We start from the raw sequence: 22,727 nt of genomic DNA on the forward strand, positions 1-22,727 counted from the left end.
GTACAAAAATAGCAATTATTCTCTGCACATCTACACTTTACTATCTCCGCTTTATGATGCTATTGACTACTCGAATAGAAGAGATAATCTTATCCGTTCCGGTCATAACATCCACATTCCAGACGTGAGAGCTTCTACCCTTGTGCACTATGGTAGCTATTCCTCTTACCACATCCCCTTCGTGAGCGGATGATATATGGTTGCCGCTTACCTGCATACCGACCTGTATTTCATTTTCATCACAGAGAAAAACAGACCCGTATCCTGCAAGTGTTTCCGCAAAAGCAAGCGTTGCACCCCCATGAAGGATTCCCATCGGCTGACGGGTACGAATATCCACCGGCATGGTCGCTTCCACTCTTCCTTCCGACAGGTGGGTACACTTGATGCCGAGCGTACTCATCAGAGTGTTTTGCATGAGTGAGTTGAAGTACTCAAGGTCTATGGTTTTCTTGTCTTCCGCATGAAAGAATACCTTTTGAATAAGATGCGCAACGCCGTCTTCATTATTACTTTTCGTAATATAGTGCGCACACTGCTTGACTGCTTCCGTTGCATTGCCCATGGCAACACCAAAACCGGCAAGCTGGATCATGGAAAGATCGTTGTAGCTATCCCCTACCGCGATGAGCTGTTTAGGTGTCATGTTGAGTTCGCTCAAAAGAAAAGAGAGGGCTTTACCTTTATCTATTTGAGCCGGAACTATTTCGAGATAGGTCTCTGCCGACCTGTATATATTGATTCGTTGCCCTAAAATCTGAACAAGCTCTGCAAATATCTTATCCAATGGTTCCTTCTCTCCGATTATGGCAACCTTGTGAGGTGGTTTTACCACTGCTTCCACAAAATCCGTTACCTTTCGGATAGGCATATTGCCATTAAGGAAAGATTCATGCTTTACCAGCTCATGATCCGCATCTTCAGTTATGACAGCATCAAATGTATAAGTTAAAATCGACTGCCCCGCATCCTTTGCGTATTGGTACAATACAGGGATCAGATCCAGATCCAAACAGTGGTTAGCCAAGATCTTACCATCGGAACATCTGATGATCTTTCCGCCATTATACGAAAGCATATAACCTCCAAACTCATCCAGCTTCAACTGTCTTGCGATGTGAGAAACACCATGTGTGGGACGCCCCGAAGCAAGAGCTATTTTGAGCCCTGCCTGTTGTATGCCTATGATATACTTTAGTGTGTCTTTGGAGATCTCTTTTTGGTCATTGGTAAGAGTACCATCCAAATCCAGGGCTATCAGCTTATACTTATCATCCATATCTGTTGTATCTTTTGCGTCATTAGTTATTTCGTGCAGCCATGAGTGCGCACCATTCATTGTTTACAATCTGCTTTCTTATCCCAAATCCATGTTCGGAAAGCGCTTTTTCTATCATGGGCACATCCTGTTTATAGAATCCACTTAGGAAGATTGCTCCACCCGGTTTTATGGTAGAGATATAAAGGGAAAGATCTTCCATGATAATATTTCTGTTGATATTGGCAATGAAAATATCTACCGGGGCGGACTCTTTCAATAGTTGTGCATCGCCATGCTGTACAACAATCTTATCAACATTGTTGAGACGGGCATTATCCAAAGTATTCCGATAGCACCACTCATCTATGTCTATTGCAGTAATGTTTTCAGCCCCTTTGAGAGCAGTATAGATAGCCAATATCCCGGTACCACACCCCATATCCAAGACACTTTTGCCATTCAAGTCCTCTTCACTCAGTAAGGAGATCATTCCGGACGTAGTGCTGTGATGTCCCGTTCCGAATGCCATCTGAGGTTGTATGAGTAGTTCTGTACAAGGAGCCGTCCCGCTGTATGGAGTATGAAATGAAGCACGGATGTAGCAGTCTGCCACAGTAATGGGAGAGAAAAAGTTCTTTTCCCACTCCTCATTCCAGTTTTTATCCTCCATCTCTTCCGATGAATAAGATATTTCAAATCCATCTATCGGCAAAGCTCCGAGGGCATCCTCCACCGCCTCCGAAAGAGAAGAAGATTTTGGAGCATAAGCCAACAATGAGCCTTCGTCCGTCTGTTCAAAACTTTCAAAACCTCCATCGGCAAGGAATTGGGAGAGAAGATCGAATATCAGAGACCGCTCTATATCTTTCGCTTCACTCGAAAAGGATATTTCAAACTTGTACTGAATATACTTCATTTTCTTATCAATATATCTTCACAAAGATAGCTATTCAATGTCGTTTCAACAATCTGGACAGTGAGGTAAAAGTAATGCCCGATAGCTGAGATCTGTTCTCAATGATGAAATTTTGAGTTTGAATCTTGTCGAGAACCTATTAAAGAAAAGAATTGACCATGTTCAAATCTTTTGCTAAACGGGATAAAAACTATAAATCAAGGCGTGATTGGTGAAAATCACACCCTGATTTACAGAAACCAAACCTTGAAGCTCGCAAATCATGCCTCGACTCGAAGATGTTTAAGCTTTTAGTGAAACTCTTTAATCTGTTCATGAAGATTTGCGAACAGGTTCAACGTATTTTATTTCAAGAGACAAGCATCTTGCCAAATCACTTGTTGAGATCAGGCATTGACTTTCGTGCCGGGCTTTCTTTCTATTCCCCTGTCAAGCAAGACAACAACTCATTTGTTACAATTATGATTGAAGAAAAACGTATTCTCCCTCCTTATAATCCACAAGAATGGTTTTGTCTGTGCTTAAACTGTTGCTCAACAATGCTTTGGAAAGCTCGTTCAGAACTCTTCTCTTGATCACTCTCTTCACGGGTCTTGCTCCAAACTGCGGATCATATCCCTCCAAAGCAAGTTCTTTCACGGCTTCTTCAGAGAAGTCTATCTTTATCATATTTTCTTCGAGCATCTTCCGTATTCCTTCAAGTTGCAGTCTGACGATCTTAAATATCTCTTCCTGCGATAGAGGAGCAAACACTATTGTTTCATCTATACGGTTTAGAAGCTCCGGTCGTATCGTTCTCTTCAAAAGCGCCAACACTTTCTCTTTGCTCTCTTTCAAGACTCTGTCCGATCCGGTACGTTCATACTCTTCCATGCTTTCTCGGATAATATCGGATCCGAGATTAGAAGTCATGATGATAATAGTATTCTTGAAGTTCACGGTACGTCCTTTGTTGTCTGTCAGTCGTCCGTCATCCAAGACTTGAAGCAGGATATTGAACACTTCCGGATGTGCTTTCTCTATCTCATCGAAGAGTATCACGGAGTAAGGTTTTCTTCTTATAGACTCTGTGAGCTGTCCTCCTTCATCGTATCCGACGTATCCCGGAGGTGCTCCTATAAGACGAGTTGCAGAAAACTTTTCTTGATATTCACTCATATCTATGCGTGTCATCATGTTTTCGTCATCAAACAGCAGTTCTGCCAAAGCTTTTGCCACTTCTGTCTTACCCACACCAGTCGTTCCCAAGAAGATGAAAGAGCCGATAGGTCGCTTAGGATCTTGAAGCCCTGCTCTCGAACGTCTCACGGCATTAGCGATGGCAGAGATAGCTTCTTCTTGTCCCACCACTCTTTTGTGCAGCTCCTCTTCCAAGTGCAGCAGCTTCTCTTTCTCCGATGACATCATCTTGCTTACAGGAATATTGGTCCATTTGGAGACAACATCGGCTATATCGTCCTGATCCACCACTTCTTTGACCATTGCGTTATCTCCTTGTATTTTGATCAGTTCCTGTTCTGCCTCCGCTATCTGCTTCTTCTTGGTCTCTATTTTCCCATATCTTATTTCGGCGACCTTACCATAATCGCCCTCGCGTTCTGCTTTATCCGCAAGGTAGTTAAGCTCTTCGATCTCCGCCTTGTTGGCTTGGATGATTCCGATCTGCTCTTTCTCTTTCTGCCAACGTGCTCTCAACTGCATCTCGTCCTCCTTCAAAGATGCAATTTCTGCAAGTATGGCTTTCATCTTGAGCTCATCGTTGTCGAGCTTTATGGCTTCACGCTCTATCTCCAGTTGCTTTATCTTTCTGGAGATTTCATCCAACTCTTCCGGCAAAGAGTCTATCTGCATTCTCAATCGGGCAGATGCTTCATCCATCAAATCTATTGCCTTGTCCGGTAAAAATCTGTCTGTTATATAACGAGAAGATAGTTTTACGGCAGCTATGATGGCATCATCTTTTATTCTGATCTTATGATGATTTTCGTACTTCTCCTTTATTCCTCGCAGGATAGAGATAGTACTCAACTCATCAGGTTCTTCTACCATTACGATTTGGAAGCGTCTTTCGAGAGCTTTGTCTTTCTCAAAATATTTTTGATACTCGTTGAGCGTCGTTGCTCCTATCGCATGCAGTTCGCCACGAGCAAGAGCAGGCTTCAGAATATTAGCGGCATCCATCGCCCCTTCACTCTTTCCGGCTCCCACAAGAGTGTGAATCTCGTCTATGAAAAGAATGATATTCCCTTCCGATTTAGAGACTTCATTCACCACTCCTTTGAGACGCTCTTCAAACTCTCCCTTGTATTTTGCTCCGGCTATCAAAGCACCCATGTCGAGAGAATATACCTCTTTGGTTTTTAGATTCTCCGGGACATCTCCTCTAACGATACGGTGAGCAAGCCCTTCGGCTACGGCAGTCTTCCCTACCCCCGGTTCTCCTATCAGGATAGGGTTATTTTTCGTTCTTCTTGAAAGGATCTGCAACACTCTTCGTATCTCTTCATCCCGACCGATAACCGGATCCAGCTTACCGCTTCGAGCTTTCTCTGTGAGATTTTGAGCATACTTGCCGAGTGCATCGTAGTTGTCATCCGAAGATTGAGAGGTAATATTACTTCCCTTTCTCAGCTCCATAATTGCTGTTTTAAGTGCTTGCTCCGTAGCTCCCATATCCTTTAACAGATGTGCCGCATCCGCTCCTTTCTGAAGGATGGCAAGCAGTAAGTGTTCTACCGCAACGTATTGGTCTTTGAAATCCGTTGCAAGTTGAGAGGCATGGGAAAGCACTGCATTTGAAGCTGAAGAGAGATAGGGCTCCGAAGCTCCCCCTGTAACGCGAGGGAGAGAAGCTATCTTATCCTTAATTCGTTTCTTGAGAGTCTCCGGATCTATTCCGATCTTTGGAAATATGTATCCGGAGAGATGCCCGGCTTCCTCCATTATGGCAAGAAGGATATGCAGGGGATCAATGGATTGTTGATGCTCTTGTTGCGCAAGCATTATGGCTTTTTGGATAATCTCTTGCGACTTGATAGTCATATTGTTCCAGTTCATGATATATGTTTTTTTAGGTTTTGTACTATTTGCTATTGTGAACGATAAAGTACAATCAAAAGCATAACCCAAGTGTCCTGACTGCAGAAAACGGCAGACATACCAAGCCAAAAGTAACATATAACATCTTAAAATGTCATATATCATCCGCTAAAACGTCATTCTTATATGACAAATGACAGAGTTTTAGGAATAAAATCCTATTTATTTGGGTAACTTTGCGGACATAATAAAAACATAATCAGAACGAACACCGAATGGTAACAATAGACAATATAAAGCTTCTAAAAGAGAAACTTTCAGAAGAGAGAAAACAGACGAAAAAGATAGGATTTGTTCCTACAATGGGTGCTCTTCATGACGGACACATCAGTTTGGTCAAACGCTCCATCAGCGAAAATGATATTACGGTAGTCAGTGTCTTCCTGAACCCTACGCAGTTTAACAACGCAAGAGATTTTGAGACCTATCCGAGAGATCTTGACAGAGATCTAAGACTGCTCTTCGAAGCAGGAGCAGACTATGTTTTTGCTCCGACTGTGGAAGAGATATATCCTAAAGATGAACCTCGCCAATCTCCTTTCGATCTTGGACGAGTGGCAGAGGTTATGGAAGGTAAGCATCGTCCCGGACACTTTGCCGGAGTTGCGGAGGTGGTTTCCAAACTTTTCAGAATAGTCGAGCCGGATAAAGCATACTTTGGAGAAAAAGATTTTCAACAGATTGCCGTTATTCGCCGAATGCTCTCTCTCATGCCGGATGTATCTATTGAGATCATCCCTTGTGAAATAGTAAGAGAAAAGGATGGACTTGCAATGAGTTCTCGCAATACCCGGCTCAATGAAGACGAACGCCGATCTGCGCCATTCATCTACAAAGCTCTTAGACATGGTGTAGAGCTGTTTCGCAAAGGGGCTTCTGTGGAAGAGGTGTATAAAGCCGTGATCGAGCAAATAGACCAAACTCCTCACTTGAAAGTGGAATACTTCTCTATCGTGGATGGAGAGAGTCTCGAAGATATCAAATGCTGGGAAGAGAGTCGGGTACCGGTAGGATGTATTACAGTCTATTGCGGCGAAGTGCGGCTTATAGACCACATCCATTTTACAAGCTAATATCAGACAATCCATGAATAGCACCACTTTTATAAGAATGGCAATAAGGACCGGAAGACCTCTACTCCTTATTGCTATCCTTGTTTTAAGCACAATGCTTCCTTCTTTTGCGGAACAACCACCAAGTCTGTACCCAAAAAGAGAGATGCGTGCAGTTTGGCTGACGACACTTTACGGTCTGGATTGGCCGAAAACTCGGACAGCGGTATTACAACGACAAGAGATAGATTGTATGCTCGACAGCCTCCGGTCTGCACATTTCAACACCGTATTTATACAGGTAAGAGGGCGGGGAGATGTCATTTACAAGAGTAAGTTTGAGCCGGTCATGCTGCCTTTCAGGGCTGCAATGTCGCAAGATAAAAGCTATGATCCTCTTGCTTATGTCATACAGGGGTGTCATGACAGAGGGATGGAATGTCATGCCTGGATGGTTACCCTTAAAATGGCAAATGTCTCCGAATTCAGACACGCACCGAAAGACTCCTACATAAAAAGGTACAGGGCTCACACCATTCGCCACAACGGAGAGATCTATATGGATCCGGCCTCGGAACATGCTCGAAGATTTCTTGCAGATCTGGCAGAAGAGCTTGCTTCCAACTACGATATAGATGGTATCCACCTGGACTATATCAGGTATCCCGAAAGAGCTGAGAAGCTGAATGACCAACGTTCCTACAAAAGATCCAAAAGCAATCTTTCCCACTCCGCATGGCGAGAGGAGAATATTCACAGGACAGTCTCCATGATATATGACAGAGTGAAAAGCGTAAAGCCGCACATTCAAGTCAGTGCATCACCTATCGGGAAGTATAGCAATGGTGTGAAGAACAACGGACATGTATGGACGGCAAAAGAGTCTGTCCATCAAGATCCCGTGGCATGGAAGCGTTCGGGGAAGATAGACTTTGTAGTCCCGATGATGTATTTTAAGGGAGAAGACTTCTTCTATCACCTCAAGAAGTGGAACAGAGAGATGGATGGGAAGATGGTAGCCGGGCTTGCATCATACAAGATGCTCAAAAGTCAGGGCGGATGGGACTACACAGATCTCAAACAACAGATTGACAGCTGCCGAGCCGAGTCCGGAGTGGGAGGAATCTGTTTCTTCAGAGCCGAGCAGCTGTTTGACAATAAGTATGGTCTTTGGAACTATCTGCGCCAAGAAGCATTCACTCGCCCGGCTCTTCTTCCGCTCAGATCATCCAATCCGGCAGCACCGGAGTCTGTCCCGGAGATTACGGACTTCTCTCTGCACGGAGATACACTGGTGGCAGAGTGGAGCTATGCAGGGAAAGACTCTCCCACATTCAACATCTATATCTCCATGGATGGGAATGATGTCCGGACGGAAACCGCCGAATACCTTTCGCGTATCGGGATAAAAGAAAAAAATCTCACCATTCCTCTTGGCAACATACCGGAGGATACGCTTATACAGATCACCGTAACGGCATATACCACAGAGTATGCCGAGAGTGCTCCGGCGCACTCTGCCGTCTATTATCACAGACCCAAAGAGCAACAATAAAGATCTTACAGACAAGTTGTAGTATATATATAATATGTGGACAGACGAAATCATATCTTTTCTCACCGAACCTTCCATCTTACAGGCAGTAGTAGCCTTATTCCTTGTCAGCGGCATAGGGATGTATTTAGGGAAGTTCAGCTTCAAGGGGGTGTCTTTAGGGCTTTCGATGGTATTCTTCATCGGTATCATCTGCTCGCACTTCGGGCTGAGAGTGGACTCTGAGATCCTTGCCTTTACCATCAACGTCGGGCTTATCCTTTATGTCTATACGCTGGGGCTTCAGGTCGGTCCGGCCTTCATCGAGTCTCTGAAGAAGAGAGGCATCGTGCTCAATCTCTGGGCTACAGCCATCATTGTTCTGAGTATTGTGGTGATAGTGGTTCTTTATCTTATCTCCAACCAATCTCTCCCTCATCTGATGGGAGTATTGAGTGGAGCCGTAACCAACATGCCGGTCTTGGGGGCATCTCAGGAAGCCGTCAGCGGAGTATTGGTACATCAGGGAGCATCTCAGGAAGTGCTCTCGAAGACGCTTGCCGAGATGGCTATGGCCACTGCGATAGCTTATCCTTTCGGGGTGATCGGCGTTTTTATCGTCATAGCCATTCTCAAGACGCAGGTGCCTCGTTCCGGAGCATCGGCAGAAGAAGACGACACCGTCAAGACAATCACCAAAGAGTACCTCATAACCAACAGCGCCGTTGCAGGCAAAACCATCAGGGAGCTCATGACGCTCAACACCGTACCCATGCTGGTCTCGCGGATCTGGAGGGAAGGACGGTTTATGATGCCCAAGTCGGACACGGAGCTGCAGCCGGGCGATCACGTCCTTGTCGTGAGCGAAGAGGAACACCATCCCAAGATACTGCTTCTTTTGGGTGAAGAGGCAAAAGGAGTCCGGCCCGGAGAAGAAGTGATAGACTGGGAAGCCGCCAACGAATCGCTCGCATCTCGCAGAATCATCATAACCAGACAGGAGATCAACGGCGTACGTCTGGCATCCTTAGACCTCAGAAGCAGGATGAACATCAACGTAACCTCCGTCATCCGCGCAGGCATCACGCTGCTCCCCTCTCCGTCTCTCCGCCTGCAGATGGGCGACAGGCTCTCCGTCGTGGGCAAAGAAAGCGACCTCAAGGAGCTTTCCCGGATGATGGGCAACGAGCTGAAAGAGCTGGACACACCCTACCTTGTAACCCTTTTTATAGGGATGCTGCTGGGGTGCGTGCTGGGAGCCATTCCGATCGTGATACCGGGTATCTCCACGCCGATCAAGATGGGAATCGCCGGAGGTCCGCTCATTGCCGGTATTCTGATGAGTGCCTACGGAGTAAGGCTCCACCTGAACACCTACATCACCTCCAGCGCCAATCTGATGATACGCACCTTCGGCATCGTGCTTTTCATGGCTGCGCTCGGGCTCAGTTCGGGAGAAGGTTTCTTCGCGACCCTTTCGCAAGGTCCCGGACTGATATGGATGGCTCTCGGCACTGCCGTCACCGTCCTGCCTCCCCTCATCATCGGCTACATCTGCATGAAGTGGTTCAAGCTCTCCTTCAGCCACACGGCGGGAGTTGTATGCGGCAGCATGGCCAATCCCATAGCTCTCGACTACGCCTCCACCCTCGTAAAAGGCGACACCATTGCGGTGTCTTACGTCACGGTTTACCCCCTCACGATGTTCGCCAGAGTGATTGCCGCGCAGCTCACCGTGGGGATCATCATGGGATGACGGCGGGACGAACAGCCCGTCTGCCATCACTTCTCCCCCACGGCTCCGCATCGTTTGCCGCAAATCAATAGGGGACAGACAGATAAACAAGTAAAAGCAACGTCGGTACGATACGTATCGGCGTTGCTTTCGTTACGGGTGCAAGCTCCCGAAACAGGCGGCAAACGCCCGGAGAGTTGAGAGCTTTTCTCCGGATTGTTACCGCCCGGCCTCTTCCCCCCTGCACTCTCATGAAGAAAAGAGTACGAACAAAAAGGGTCCGACAAAGCGTTCCGGGCATTGAAAATCGGGGCAGAAAACAGCGAAAAAAAGCGGAAAAACAGAGGCTTTTTCTCCCATTTTGAGGCCGACTTTCGGCTCGACTATTTCAACCTTAATCGTAAAAATGTAATCTCCTGTTTAACAGCAAATTATATTCCTTGAGGATTTGGCGAAAATTTCTTGGCCAAGAAAATTTTTTTTCTTGGCCACAAAAATATTTTTTCTTGGCCACAAAAATTTTTTTTCTTGGCCACACAATTTTTTTTCCTTGCCCAAGCAGTTTTTTTTACGTGCGCACAGAGGTTTTTTTTCGTGCGCACAGAAATTTTTTTTCGTGCGCACAGAAATTTTTTTTCATGCGCACGTAAATTTTTTTTCATGCGCACAGAAATTTTTTTTTCATGCGTACAGAAATTTTTTTTCATGCGCACAGAAATTTTTTTTCATGCGCACAGAAATTTTTTTTCATGCGCACAGAAATTTTTTTTCGTGCGCACGTAAATTTTTTTTCGTGCGCACAGAAATTTTTTTTCGTGCGCACAGAAATTTTTTTTCATGCGCACGTAAATTTTTTTTCGTGCGCACGTAAATTTTTTTTCATGCGCACAGAAATTTTTTTCCTTGCGGAAGAAGATGTTGGGTATTCCCTTTTCAGGGACAGAATGGGAGGGAGGGGGGAAAAAGAAGTCCCACACTCTTCGGGAGAGTATGGGACTTCGAGAATCGGTATTTCGGGTCTCGTCAATGCGCCATGTAGGTTCGGGTCAGATAGTCGTGCATGCCTTTGGCTGCGTTTCTGCCGTCTCCCATGGCAAGGATCACGGTGGCTCCTCCACGCACGATGTCTCCGCCGGCAAAGATGTCGGGGATGTCGGCTTGGTTGTTTTCGCTCACGACGATGGTGCCGTGTCGGGTGATGGTGAGCCCCTGTATGCTCTTAGGGATGAGCGGATTGGGAGAGACACCCACGCTGACGATGGCTTCGTCCACGTCTATTTCGACCACGTCGCCCTCGATGGGCACGGGGGATCTGCGCCCGGATGCGTCCGGCTCGCCAAGCTCCATCCTCTGGAGCAGGATGGAGGTGAGGCGTCCTTTTTCGTCCCCTTTGTAGGCGATGGGGTTGTGAAGGGTGAGAAATTCGACTCCCTCTTCCTGTGCGTGGTGTACTTCTTCGAGACGGGCAGGCATTTCGTCCAGACCTCTCCGGTAGATGATCATGGCTCGCTTGGCTCCCAGACGGAGAGCCGTGCGGACGGAGTCCATGGCGGTGTTGCCCCCTCCGATGACGGCAACGCTGAGCCCTCTCGATACGGGGGTTTCGCTCGTTCGGGAGAAAGCTCCCATGAGATTGACGCGGGTGAGGTATTCGTTGCTGGACATGACGCCCACGAGGTTCTCTCCGGGAATGCCCATGAAGCGCGGAAGTCCTGCCCCGCTGCCGATGAACAATCCCTTGAAGCCCTCCCGGTGAAGATCTTCGTAGGAGAGCGTCTTGCCCACGATGCAGTTGGTCTCAAACTTTACTCCCAGCTCGCGGAGCTTGCGGATCTCAAACTCCACAATGTCGTTGGGCAGGCGAAACTCCGGGATGCCGTACTTCAACACCCCTCCGATCTCATGAAGTGCCTCGAAGACCGTGACGTCGTAGCCGTACTTTGCCATGTCGCCGGCAAACGAAAGCCCTGCCGGTCCGCTGCCCACAACCGCAACCTTGATGCCGTTGCCCTTCGGAAGGGGGGCTTTTTCGGCAGGCCGGCGTAGCGTATGCTCGCGCTCGAAGTCCGCCGCGTAACGCTCCAGGTAGCCTATCGCCACAGGCTCTTTCTTGAGCTTGAGGGTGTAGAAGCATTGAGACTCGCACTGCTTCTCCTGCGGACAGACACGTCCGCAAACGCCGGGGAGAGCCGTGGTCTCCCGCAGAACGCGAGCGGCTTCGAGCACTTCCCCACGCTCGATGTTTTTGATGAAGGTCGGGATCTGAATCCTCACGGGACAGCCGTTCATGCAGGTGGGATCCACACAGTCGAGACAGCGCACCGACTCCTGTCCGGCCTGCTCGTGAGAGAGCCCGAGATTGACCTCTTCGTTGTTCTTGTTCCGGATGTCGGGATCCAACGCGGGCATCACGACACGAGGAGTCGCGATACGGTCTTTCGCCTTGACGCTCTTGCGCAACAGCTCTCTCCACTCTTCTGCCCGACGTTCTGCTATTTGCTCTTTTTCGGTTGGCATAGGGCTTAATCTTCTCTGCTGTTCAACTCCTGTTCATACTCCCTGTAAGCTCCCTGACGAAGCAACATCTCATCAAAGTCTACCTGATGAGCATCAAACTCCGGCCCGTCCACGCATACAAAGCGTGTCTTTCCGCCCACGGTTACTCTGCAAGCTCCGCACATCCCCGTGCCGTCTACCATGATGGTGTTGAGCGATGCCATGGTGGGGACGTTGTACTTCTTGGTCAGAAGCGATACGAACTTCATCATGATGGCAGGCCCGATCGTTACGCAAAGGTCTACCTTCTCTCTCAGAATCACCTGCTCGACGCCCTCGGTTACAAGCCCTTTCTGTCCGTACGAGCCGTCGTCCGTCATGATGATCACTTCGTCCGAGTGCCGGCGCATGAGCTCTTCCATGATGATAAGCTCCTTGTAACGGGCAGCCAGCACGACGATGACCCTGTTCCCGGCTTCGTGCATCGCCTGAACAATGGGGAACAGCGGAGCAACGCCCACTCCCCCTCCGGCACAAACAACGGTGCCAAACTTTTCTATGTGAGTGGCTTGCCCCAAAGGCCCGACCAGGTCTTGGATATAGTCGCCCTCCGACAACTCGCACAGCTTCTTCGAGCTGCGACCTACATTCTGTACCACAAGTGTGATGGTTCCTGCTTCCGGATCTGCTCCGGCAATGGTCAAAGGTATTCTTTCTCCCTTTTCTCCGACACGAAGAATCACAAAGTGCCCGGCTTTGCGCGACCTCGCAATCCGGGGCGCTTCCACTTCAAATCGGACGACACGGGGAGAGAGAAACTCTTTTTTCAGAATTTTGTTCATACAATAATCGTTCTAAAAACAGTAGTTGCTCCTTCTTTATTCTTAAGGAATGATTAGTTTCTGACCTATTTTGATGTTGTTACTCCTGAGTCCGTTGGCTCGCTTGAGAGATGTTACGGTTACTCCCTTGTATTTAGCGGCTATCCCTCCGAGAGTATCTCCTTTCTTTACTGTATAATATCGCTTTGCCGATCCCGTTGTTACACGCGAACGCTGTTTTTTGTTTTTCTGTGGCTCTGTGGTGTCTATGCCGGCTACGGTGATGTTTGAGGCATCTGTGTCTTTAGGCAGTCTTATAAGCAGCTTTGTTCCGACCCGCAGAGAAGAGATGCCGGCATTCCACTCTTTGATCTCGCTTACCGTTACTTCGTACTTTCGGGAGATAGAAGCAAATGTCTCCCTCTTCCTTACGGTGTGGTAAATCTCCTTATATTCGACCTCTTTTACTTCCTCGCCCTTACCTGCAAAAGGAGCCAGGGCATTCAATGAGTCCCTTTTGAAAGAGAAGGTCAAAGCCGCCTGAGTAGGGAGAGTGAGCACCTGCGTAGTATAAGTACCGGGAACAATGTTGTGCTTGTACTTGGGATTGAGAGATTTGATAACGTCCACAGGCTCGCCGGAAAGGAGGCTGATCTCTTCGAAGGTCCTTTTCGTTCGGATATGTATAGTGTCCGTAGCCAATACCACATCCATCGTTTGAGGTTCTATACCGTGAGACTTGTAATACTCCATCGTATAGTAAGCGGCTATGAACAGGGGGACGTAAGCACGAGTTTCTCTGGGTAAATACGGAAAGATGTCCCAAAATTTTCTCTTTCCTCCGGCTCTTCGTATCGCTTTATTCACATTGCCGGGACCGCAATTGTACGAAGCGATAACAACCAGCCAGTCTTGGTAGATCTCGTACATATCCTTGAAATAACGAGCGGCAGCTTCTGTGGCAAGACGAGGATCTCTGCGCTCATCTATCAGGCTGTTGATGTCAAGACCATAAACCTTTCCGGTATTCAGCATAAACTGCCACAAACCTGTTGCGCCCATCCTTGACACGACAAACGGATTAAGGTTGCTCTCTACAATAGCAAGATACTTCAGTTCATGGGGCAGGTTGTGCTTGTCGAAGACTTCCTCTATCATGGGGAAATATAACCCGGTCTTTGGCAACATGGTGGAAACTAAAGCCCTTCTTCTATTGACATATAGCTCTATACACTCCCGGACAACGCTATTATAGCTCAATGGTATTCTGCTTGGCAGGGCTGCCAATCGGTTTATGTAAACAGAGTCTGCGAGATAAGAAGGATAGACCTGATTTTTTGATGCGGTATTAGGCTTACCAATTTTATAATAATCGGTATATCTCTGAGAGATCAGACTATCTACTTTTTCATCTAAATTCTCCGGTAATAATCCAAGATCTGCCTCCACCGTAACAATCTCAAGAGAGTCCAACGAACTCTCTATTGCCTTGGAAGAGAGATACGAAAAGAAAAATAAGCTGATAAAAAGTAAATATCTTGGTCTAATCATTGAAACAAGATTTAGGATTGGAGAAAACTAAAAACTAAATGCCAAGCCAACGCCAAGAGACTGCTGCGGCAAAAAAGCATGTCTTTGAACGGTCGGCTGGACAGACATTGAAATGTCCGGACTAATATCAAATGTGAACAACTCGGCATCTACATAAGCATCGACCATAACCAAAGCATAGACTGCAGCAGCAACAATAATACTCAAGTCCCTATTACGGCGAAAAAAGTCTCGCCCTCGTTTTAAGTTGTTCTCCAAAGAGGTTTTGAGAGAAGGATTCGTTATGTATGTTTCGGGATCTTGTCCAAAAGGAACAAAGTCTTTCCAAGTGGAATGCTCCATCGGATTAGGACTTCTAAACTCTGAATATGCAGTAGCATAGTCTGTTAAGTTGGCATGATTCCATGATATTGCATAATAGCAAGCCGTATATGCTGTGGCTATTATGGGAAGTTTCCAGTACTGTCTGTTGTAAAGCTGCCCGGCTCCGGGTATAATAGACCAAAGGAGAGCTGTTGTAGAATTGGGAATAAAAGGCTTTTTAATTTTAGGAGACTTAGCAGGGTTTGTCGTAGTTTCTGCCACGGAGATATTTGTTTCTGTTATCTCTAAGCTATCAATCAGAACTTTTTCTGCTGAAAATCCATTCAATGCAAAAATAATACTGACGATAAAAGCTCCTATAAACAATCTTATAAACCTCATAGAATCCATGGTAAATAGACTTAAGTCTTTATTTATTGGGAAGTGAGTCCAAAAGATGAAGGATTTCTTCCAACTGCTCTTCTGAAGTAAAAGGAATAGTAATCTTGCCTTTCCCCTGTTTGCTCAGACTAAAGTTTACATTTGTCTTGAATATAGCAGAGAATCTCTGAGCCAAAAGATCCAGTTCTACAGCTTTTTCAGCAGTTTTCTTGGGAGTAGCCGCTTCAGCAGTACCATTATCCAATCGCTTCTCATCATCTTTATATCGCTTGACAATAGCCTCTACTTGACGTACAGAAAGATGGTCTATCAAAATCTGACGATATAATTCTATCTGTAAAGCAGAATCTTCCAATGGAAGCAGTGCTCTGGCATGCCCCATATCTATTACTCTATCTTTAAGTCCCATCTGAACTTCTGACGGAAGCTTCAGTAGGCGAAGATAGTTTGCTATTGTAGCTCTGTTTTTTCCAACTCTCGAACTTAATTCCTCTTGAGTCAGTTGATACTCCTCTATCAATCTCTTAAAAGCAAGAGAAACCTCTATCGGATTGAGATCTTCTCTCTGAATATTTTCAATGAGAGCCATCTCCATAACCTGTTCGTCTTCTGCTGTACGAACATAGGCAGGAATGGTAGTCAAACCGGCTATAAGAGAAGCTTTATATCGGCGCTCTCCCGATATTATTTTGTAACGCTTGCCTTCTTCTCCTTTATTGACAAATACAGTGATCGGCTGAATAATACCAACTGACTTAATAGAGTTAGCCAACTCAGATAAGGCATTCTCATCAAAAAAAGAACGTGGTTGCTCTTTATTTGGCTCTATCTCTTCAAGAAGTATTTCAGATATAGAAGATGCTCCTGATGGTTGAATATCAGGCATAATATCATCTCCCAATAGGGATCCTAATCCTCTTCCAAGCGATCTATTTCTTTTTTTACTCATTAAAATCTCACTATATTTTCGTTTAGGATGCAAAAACTGCAGACTTCCGTGAGTCCTCTTTTGCTAAAATCTCACGCGCCAACTGCATGTAGTTTTGAGCTCCGCGGCTATCTACATCATAATATAATATCGGTTTCCCATGACTAGATGCCTCACTCAAACGAGTATTTCTATGTATAACAGTAGAGAATACCATCCCTTTGCATCTAGCTTTAAGATCCTCATAAATATCATTTGAGTGACGAGTACGAGCATCATACATCGTTACCAAAAAGCCCTCAATCTCTAAAGAAGGATTACGAGTTTGCTTTATAGTCTTAAACGTAGATAATAACTTGACCAAACCCTCCAATGCAAAATACTCCGCTTGTACCGGCACCAAAAGTGTGTCTGCAGCTATAAGAGCACCCACAGTTATAAGTCCTAATGAAGGAGAACAGTCTATAAGAATATAGTCGTACTCCCCTCGCACTTCATTAACAAGGCGTCGTAGAACAAACTCTCTCTCTTTTCGTTGTAGCAATTCAACTTCAGCTCCAACGAGATCGGAACTAGAAGGTAAGACATCCAGATGCTCAATGGAAGTAGGAACAATACACTCTTTGGCTGACAAACCATCCATAAGAGAGTCATAAATATCTGCCTCCAATGTATCAAGGAGTATTCCCAATCCGGAAGATGCATTAGCTTGTGGATCGGCATCTACAACCAAAACTCTCTTTTCTAAAACAGCTAAAGATGCCGCAAGATTTATAGTTGTGGTGGTCTTACCAACTCCCCCCTTTTGGTTTGCTATAGCTATTACCTTCGCCATACGTATTGATTCTTTTTCACTTGGCAAAGCTACATTATTTTTGGGTCTCTTCCAATATTGTTTCTTCTTGCAAAGTTGTTCTTAAACACTGAACAAACAGAAAAAATCTTGAACAAAAGATCTTTGAATGAAATTAAGAAAACAATACTGCACTATTACCATGAATTGTGCTGTCATAAATATTCTGCAACTAAACAAGACAGTAGAAAACTATTATAGACAAAATCTATATGATCCAATAACTCCTCAATTGTTTTTAAGAATATCTCTAAATATCTTTGTTGCAGAAGAAATTTGTAAAAACAAGATGAAAGCAACTATATTATATCAAAGCAAAAAAGGGAAAACAGCTGCATGGGCGAGAGAGATGGCAATGTATCTGTGGAGTAAAGGTGTAGATGTAAATTTTGGAGCTCTTTCCGACTTTAAGTTTGAGCAAATCAAAGATTCAGATTTATTGATGCTGGGGAGTTGGACATGTGGATGGTTTGTTGTCAATCAGCATCCCAGTAAGATCTGGATAGAAGGCGCTAAAAAACTTCCTAACCAGCTACCTGAAAACCTTGTCTTGTTTGCAACATACAAGATTCACACGGGATCCATTTTCAACAGAATGAAAAGGCATCTCTGCTTATCCAACGTAATTTATACCGATGTAATGAAATCCAAAACCGGAGTTCTCTCCGAACGAGACAGACAAAAATTAGACGCTTACGTGAATAGAATAAAAACCGTACAGAGTAAAAATTAAAAGCGTCTGAATAAATACTTCATCATAAATTTAACACTTTAGAAAAAATGGAAAAGAACAAACTCACAACAGCAGCAGGAGCTCCGGTAGCAGACAATCAAAATGTTGCTACTGCAGGCAAACGTGGTCCTATGCTCTTGCAAGACATTTGGTTTTTGGAAAAACTTGCCCACTTTGACAGAGAGGTGATTCCTGAGCGTCGCATGCATGCTAAAGGATCTGGAGCATTCGGAACATTTACCGTAACTCATGACATCACAAAATACACCAAAGCGGCAATCTTTTCCGAAATCGGAAAGCAAACCGATCTTTTTGTCCGCTTCTCTACAGTAGCAGGAGAGCGAGGTGCCGCAGATGCGGAACGAGACATTCGTGGTTTTGCCATCAAATTCTACACAGAAGAGGGTAATTGGGACCTTGTCGGAAACAATACTCCTGTATTCTTTTTAAGGGATCCTCTCAAATTCCCGGATCTCAACCATGCCGTAAAACGAGACCCGCGCACCAACATGAGAAGCGCTCAAAACAATTGGGACTTTTGGACCCTTTTGCCCGAGGCACTTCATCAGGTAACCATAACAATGAGCGACAGAGGCATACCTGCAAGCTATCGTCATATGCACGGTTATGGAAGCCATACCTTCTCATTCATAAATGCGCAAGGAGTAAGGCACTGGGTAAAGTTTCATCTCCATACACAGCAAGGAATAAAAAACCTTACTGATGCGGAAGCAGAAGCTCTCATCGGAAAAGACCGCGAGAGTCATCAAAAAGATCTCTATGAAAGTATAGAACGAGGCGAATATCCTCGTTGGACACTCAAAATACAGATCATGACAGAAGAACAGGCAAAAACGCTTCCTTACAATCCTTTTGACCTCACAAAGGTTTGGTCCCAAAAGACATTCCCCCTCATTGAAGTCGGATTTTTGGAGCTGAATCGAAATCCTGAAAACTACTTTGCAGATGTCGAACAAGCCGCTTTCAATCCCGCGAACGTAGTACCCGGCATCAGCTTCTCCCCCGACAGGATGCTGCAAGGACGCCTGTTTTCATACGGAGACACTCAACGTTACAGACTTGGAGTAAACCATCACCAGATACCCGTCAATAGAAGCCGTTGTCCTTTCCTCAACATGTATCACAGAGACGGTGCCATGAGAGTTGACGGCAACTATGGTTCACGTATCGGCTACGAGCCCAACGGATACGGTCACTGGCAAGATCAAAATGAATACAAAGAACCTCCATTGGAGCTCGACGGAGCCGCATATCAATGGGATTTCAGAGAAGACGACTCCGATTACTACTCCCAGACAAGAGACCTATTCCACATCATGTCTCCGGATCAACAGCAAGTACTTTTTGAAAACACTGCCCGATCCATGGGAGACATACCCACAGAGATCAAGCTACGCCACATAACAAACTGTTACAAGGCAGATCCCGCTTACGGCAAAGGTGTCGCGAAAGCACTTGGAATAGCAATCTCCGATATCTTCTAAAGAAGACAAGCGGCACCACAACACCCTGTTAAAACAACGGAAGCTAAGCATCTCGGCATCAAGCCGGGCAATGCTTAGCTTCTTTTTCTGAAAAATCCGAGCAAATCCCTCCCACACCCCCCTGCCACTTCACCTCCCACAAAAACTTTTCAAAAGCACAATCAAAAGACAGACTCCCACATCAAAAAACTCACCTCCCACTTTTCATCACTCAGTTATCGCACCGGAAAACAAAACAACAATGCCTGAAAGCAAGCATTTTTTCCCGACTCCCCCCACCACCCCACCTTACCAAAACAAAATCTCATTCGCACAAAAATCTCCTTCTTTTCGCACAAAAATCCCCTCCCTTTCGCACAAAAATCTCCTCCTTTTCGCACAAAAATCTCCTCCCTTTTGCACAAAAACCTCCTCCCATTCGCACAAAAATCTCCTCCCATTCGAACAAAAACCTCCTCTCATTCGCACAAAAATCTCCTCCCTTTCGCACAAAAATCTCCTTCTTTTCGCACAAAAATCTCCTCCTTTTCGCACAAAAATCTCCTCCCTTTCGCACAAAAACCTCCTCCTTTTCGCACAAAAATCTCCTCCTTTTCGCACAAAAATCCCCTCCTTTTCGCACAAAAACTTCCTCCTTTCCGCACAAAAATCTCCTCTTCTTCGTGCAAAAATCTTCTCCCTTCCGCACAAAACCCCCTCCTTTCCGTACAAAAATCTCCTCTTCTTCGTGCAAAAATCTTCTCCCTTCCGCACAACCCCCCCCCTCTCTTTCGCACAAAAATCCCCTCCTTTCCGTACAAAAATCTCCTCCCTTTTGCACAAAAATCTTCTTCCTTTCGCACAAAAACCTCCTCCTTTCCGCACAAAAATCTCCTCCTTTTTGCACAAAAACCTCCTCCTTTCCGTACAAAAACCTCCTCCCTTTTGCGCAAAAATCTTCTCCCTTTTGCACAAAAACCTCCTCTTTTTCGCACAAAAATCTTCTCCCTTTCGTACAAAAATCTCCTCCCTTTCGCACAAAAATCTCCTCCCTTTCGCACAAAAATCTTCTCCCTTTCGCACAAAAACTTCCTCCTTTCCGCACAAAAATCCCCTCCTCTTCGTACGAAAATCCCCTCCCTTTCGCACGAAAATATATTTTTGTACGCAGACAAAAATATGTCCGCAAGCATAAAAAATATTTCCCATTCGTATAAAAATATATTTTCCTGCCTGTGAAAATATATTTTTATGCCCGGATCGCCACAACTCTTATGCTAAAGAAAATACTTTTTCTGCGTACGCAGATATTTTTTCGTCCGCATGAAAATTTTTTTCTATGCCCACGAAAATTTTTTTCTATGCCCATGAAAATTTTTTTCTGTGCCCATGAAAATTTATTTTCTTACCTACGAAAATATTTTTTCTTACCTACGGAAATTTATTTTCTTACCTACGAAAATATTTTTTCTTACCTACGAAAATATTTTTTCTTACCNTTTACGCCCCGCCACTTCGGGGTGAGTGGAGTTCCCCTCAATCTTAATCAGTTTTTAACCGTCCACCCTTTGTCTTCGGCTATCTTCTTGTTGCACGCTGCCGTACCCGGATTACCTTTGATCCAGATCTGCTTCTTGCCGGAGGTCTGCCCTTTTACATCGGGAAGTGTGCGGAATATCTCGTTCAGCGTCTCCGTGCTCAGCTTACAGTCGTTGACCAACAACCAATCATTTATGCTGCTTGAGATCCTCAAGGAGCTCAGATTCGGGTTCTTCGAGCAGGCGAATATTGTCAAAGCCTTGTTCTTGCTCACATCCAGCGAGGTGAGGGAGTTAGAGGAGCAGGACAACTGTTCCAAAGCTGTGTTCTTGCTCACATCCAGGGAGGNGGAGTTAGAGTCGCACTCCAACTCTTTCAAAGCGGTGTTCTTGCTCACATCCAGTGAGGTAAGTCTGTTAGCGTAACAAGTCAATGCTGTCAAAGCGGTGTTCTTGCTCACATTCAGCGAGGTGAGGGAGTTATAGGAGCAGTACAACCCTCTCAAAGCAGCGTTCTTGCTCACATCCAGCGAGGTGAGGGAGTTATAGTTATAGGAGCAGTCCAACACTTTCAAAGCTATATTCTTGCTCACATCCAGAGAGGTGAGGGAGTTAGAGTAGCAGGACAACTCGGTTACCTTTCCATACACCGTAACGGTCTGAGAGTAGTCGAGCGTGTACTCTTTATTGATGCCAAATTCGGTTACGCTCTCGCCTGCATCTTTGACCTTGTTGTTGTTCAGGTCTATCCAGATATTCGGACGGTCTGCCGGCTCGGCGTCGATACCAAGCTGTATCTTATCGCCGACGGCTTTCGTTGTCGTCATCGTCATGCTGTTGCCGGCAGGAGGAGGAGGAGGAGTATCTTCGACATCCAATTTCCAGCCTTTGTCCTTGGCTATCTTCTTGTTGCACGCTGCCGTACCCGGATTGTCTTTGATATATAGCTCTTTCTCGCCTTCTGTCTGCCCTTTTACATCGGGAAGCGTGCGGAATATCTCGTTCAGCGTCTCCGCGCTCAGCTTACAGCCGTTGACCCACAACGCATCATTTATGCTGCTCGAGATCTTCAAGGAGCTTAGATTCGGGTTCTTTTCGCAGGAGAATCGTCTCAAAGCCGTGTTCTTGCTCACATCCAGCGAGGTAAACTTGTTAGAGTCGCAAGTCAATATTTTCAAAGCCTTGTTCTTGCTCACATCCAGCGAGGTAAACTTGTTAGAGTCGCAGTTCAACGATGTCAAAGCGGTGTTCTTGCTCACATCCAGAGAGGTGAGGGAGTTATGGGTGCAGTACAACCCTGTCAAAGCGGTGTTCTTGCTCACATTCAGCGAGGTGAGGGAGTTATAGGAGCAGTCCAACACTTTCAAAGCTATATTCTTGCTCACATCCAGAGAGGTGAGGGAGTTACGGGAGCAGTCCAACACTTTCAAAGCTATATTCTTGCTCACATCCAGAGAGGTGAGGGAGTTAGAGTAGCAGGACAACTCGGTTACCATTCCATACACCGTAACGATCTGAGAGTAGTCGAGCGTGTACTCTTTATCGGAGCCAAATTCGGTTACGCTCTCGCCTGCATCTTTGACCTTGTTGTTGTTCAGGTCTATCCAGACATTCGGACGGTCTGCCGGCTCGGCGTCGATCCAAAGCTGTATCTTATCGCCGGCGGCTCTCGTTGTCGTCATCGTCATTTGGTTAGGAACAGACGGAGGAGGAGTATCATCCACATCCAATCTCCAGCCTTTGTCTTCGGCTATCTTCTTGTTGCACGCTGCCGTACCCGGATTACCTTTGATATATAGCTCTTTCTTCCCTTCGGTCTGCTCTTTCACATCGGGAAGCGTGGTGAATATCTCGTTCAGTGTCTCCGCGCTCAGCTTGCAGTCGTTGCAGTCCAAATAGTTGTTTATACTGTTACTGATCTTTACGGAGCTTAGGTTTTTATTCTTCTCGCAGTCCAGAGATGTCAGAGCCTTGTTCTTGCTCACATCCAGCGAGGTGAGACTGTTAGAGTAGCAGACCAA

16 protein-coding genes are annotated in these 22,727 nt (G+C 45.7%); 5 read left to right on the plus strand and 11 right to left on the minus strand.

Features of this window, described 5'->3' with window-relative positions:
• Positions 1-40 precede the first annotated feature (40 nt).
• The 3 genes from HQ43_RS09120 to clpB all read right to left on the minus strand — a co-directional run bounded on the left by HQ43_RS09120 (position 41) and on the right by clpB (position 5,234).
• On the minus strand, positions 41-1,279 hold the full coding sequence (locus HQ43_RS09120) for a Cof-type HAD-IIB family hydrolase (RefSeq protein ID WP_036792917.1): 1,239 nt from the start codon (positions 1,277-1,279) through the stop codon (positions 41-43).
• Positions 1,280-1,301: 22 nt separating this feature from the next.
• Positions 1,302-2,177, minus strand: a complete 876-nt coding sequence (gene prmA / locus HQ43_RS09125) for a 50S ribosomal protein L11 methyltransferase (RefSeq protein ID WP_052103181.1) — start codon at positions 2,175-2,177, stop codon at positions 1,302-1,304.
• A gap of 459 nt (positions 2,178-2,636) precedes the next feature.
• Positions 2,637-5,234 (minus strand): ATP-dependent chaperone ClpB, encoded by a 2,598-nt coding sequence (gene clpB, locus HQ43_RS09130; protein WP_036792921.1) that lies wholly within the window; start codon positions 5,232-5,234, stop codon positions 2,637-2,639.
• 257 nt (positions 5,235-5,491) lie between these two features.
• Here clpB and panC point away from each other — a divergent pair, with 257 nt between their 5' ends.
• Genes panC through HQ43_RS09145 form a run of 3 tightly spaced genes read left to right on the plus strand, consistent with a single transcriptional unit; the run spans position 5,492 to position 9,618 of the window.
• Positions 5,492-6,349, plus strand: coding sequence for a pantoate--beta-alanine ligase (gene panC, locus HQ43_RS09135; protein WP_036792514.1), 858 nt, complete (start codon positions 5,492-5,494; stop codon positions 6,347-6,349).
• Positions 6,350-6,386: 37 nt separating this feature from the next.
• Positions 6,387-7,883, plus strand: coding sequence for a glycoside hydrolase family 10 protein (locus HQ43_RS09140; RefSeq protein WP_052103182.1), 1,497 nt, complete (start codon positions 6,387-6,389; stop codon positions 7,881-7,883).
• Between the two features lie 34 nt (positions 7,884-7,917).
• On the plus strand, positions 7,918-9,618 hold the full coding sequence (locus HQ43_RS09145; protein WP_036792517.1) for a putative transporter: 1,701 nt from the start codon (positions 7,918-7,920) through the stop codon (positions 9,616-9,618).
• A 410-nt stretch (positions 9,619-10,028) separates the two neighbouring features.
• Here HQ43_RS09145 and HQ43_RS09155 read toward each other — a convergent pair whose 3' ends face one another.
• From HQ43_RS09155 to HQ43_RS09185, 7 genes are all read right to left on the minus strand, one after another.
• Positions 10,029-10,304 carry a hypothetical protein gene (locus HQ43_RS09155; protein ID WP_036792523.1) on the minus strand — a complete coding sequence of 92 codons (276 nt, stop codon included), beginning with the start codon at positions 10,302-10,304 and terminating at the stop codon, positions 10,029-10,031.
• Positions 10,305-10,620: 316 nt separating this feature from the next.
• A complete protein-coding gene (gene gltA, locus HQ43_RS09160; RefSeq protein WP_036792526.1) occupies positions 10,621-12,114 on the minus strand; it encodes an NADPH-dependent glutamate synthase in 1,494 nt (497 codons plus the stop codon).
• Between the two features lie 5 nt (positions 12,115-12,119).
• The gene (locus tag HQ43_RS09165) at positions 12,120-12,935 is read right to left on the minus strand and encodes a sulfide/dihydroorotate dehydrogenase-like FAD/NAD-binding protein (RefSeq protein ID WP_036792529.1); all 816 of its coding nucleotides are present in this window, start codon (positions 12,933-12,935) and stop codon (positions 12,120-12,122) included.
• Positions 12,936-12,977: 42 nt separating this feature from the next.
• Complete coding sequence (locus tag HQ43_RS09170) at positions 12,978-14,465, minus strand: lytic transglycosylase domain-containing protein (protein WP_081964600.1); 1,488 nt, start codon at positions 14,463-14,465, stop codon at positions 12,978-12,980.
• A gap of 27 nt (positions 14,466-14,492) precedes the next feature.
• Positions 14,493-15,170, minus strand: coding sequence for a DUF5683 domain-containing protein (locus tag HQ43_RS09175; protein ID WP_036792928.1), 678 nt, complete (start codon positions 15,168-15,170; stop codon positions 14,493-14,495).
• 28 nt (positions 15,171-15,198) lie between these two features.
• Positions 15,199-16,119 (minus strand): ParB/RepB/Spo0J family partition protein, encoded by a 921-nt coding sequence (locus HQ43_RS09180; protein WP_036792532.1) that lies wholly within the window; start codon positions 16,117-16,119, stop codon positions 15,199-15,201.
• Positions 16,120-16,141: 22 nt separating this feature from the next.
• The gene (locus HQ43_RS09185; RefSeq protein ID WP_036792535.1) at positions 16,142-16,933 is read right to left on the minus strand and encodes a ParA family protein; all 792 of its coding nucleotides are present in this window, start codon (positions 16,931-16,933) and stop codon (positions 16,142-16,144) included.
• Positions 16,934-17,060: 127 nt separating this feature from the next.
• Here HQ43_RS09185 and HQ43_RS09190 point away from each other — a divergent pair, with 127 nt between their 5' ends.
• Both HQ43_RS09190 and HQ43_RS09195 read left to right on the plus strand, forming a co-directional pair.
• On the plus strand, positions 17,061-17,684 hold the full coding sequence (locus HQ43_RS09190; protein ID WP_235305967.1) for an NADPH-dependent FMN reductase family protein: 624 nt from the start codon (positions 17,061-17,063) through the stop codon (positions 17,682-17,684).
• Positions 17,685-17,731: 47 nt separating this feature from the next.
• Positions 17,732-19,189, plus strand: coding sequence for a catalase (locus HQ43_RS09195; protein WP_036792537.1), 1,458 nt, complete (start codon positions 17,732-17,734; stop codon positions 19,187-19,189).
• A 288-nt stretch (positions 19,190-19,477) separates the two neighbouring features.
• Here HQ43_RS09195 and HQ43_RS09820 read toward each other — a convergent pair whose 3' ends face one another.
• The gene (locus HQ43_RS09820) at positions 19,478-20,377 is read right to left on the minus strand and encodes a hypothetical protein (RefSeq protein ID WP_152567516.1); all 900 of its coding nucleotides are present in this window, start codon (positions 20,375-20,377) and stop codon (positions 19,478-19,480) included.
• Positions 20,378-22,727: the final 2,350 nt, after the last annotated feature.

The organism is Porphyromonas canoris, assembly GCF_000769115.1.
GTDB lineage: Bacteria > Bacteroidota > Bacteroidia > Bacteroidales > Porphyromonadaceae > Porphyromonas_A > Porphyromonas_A canoris.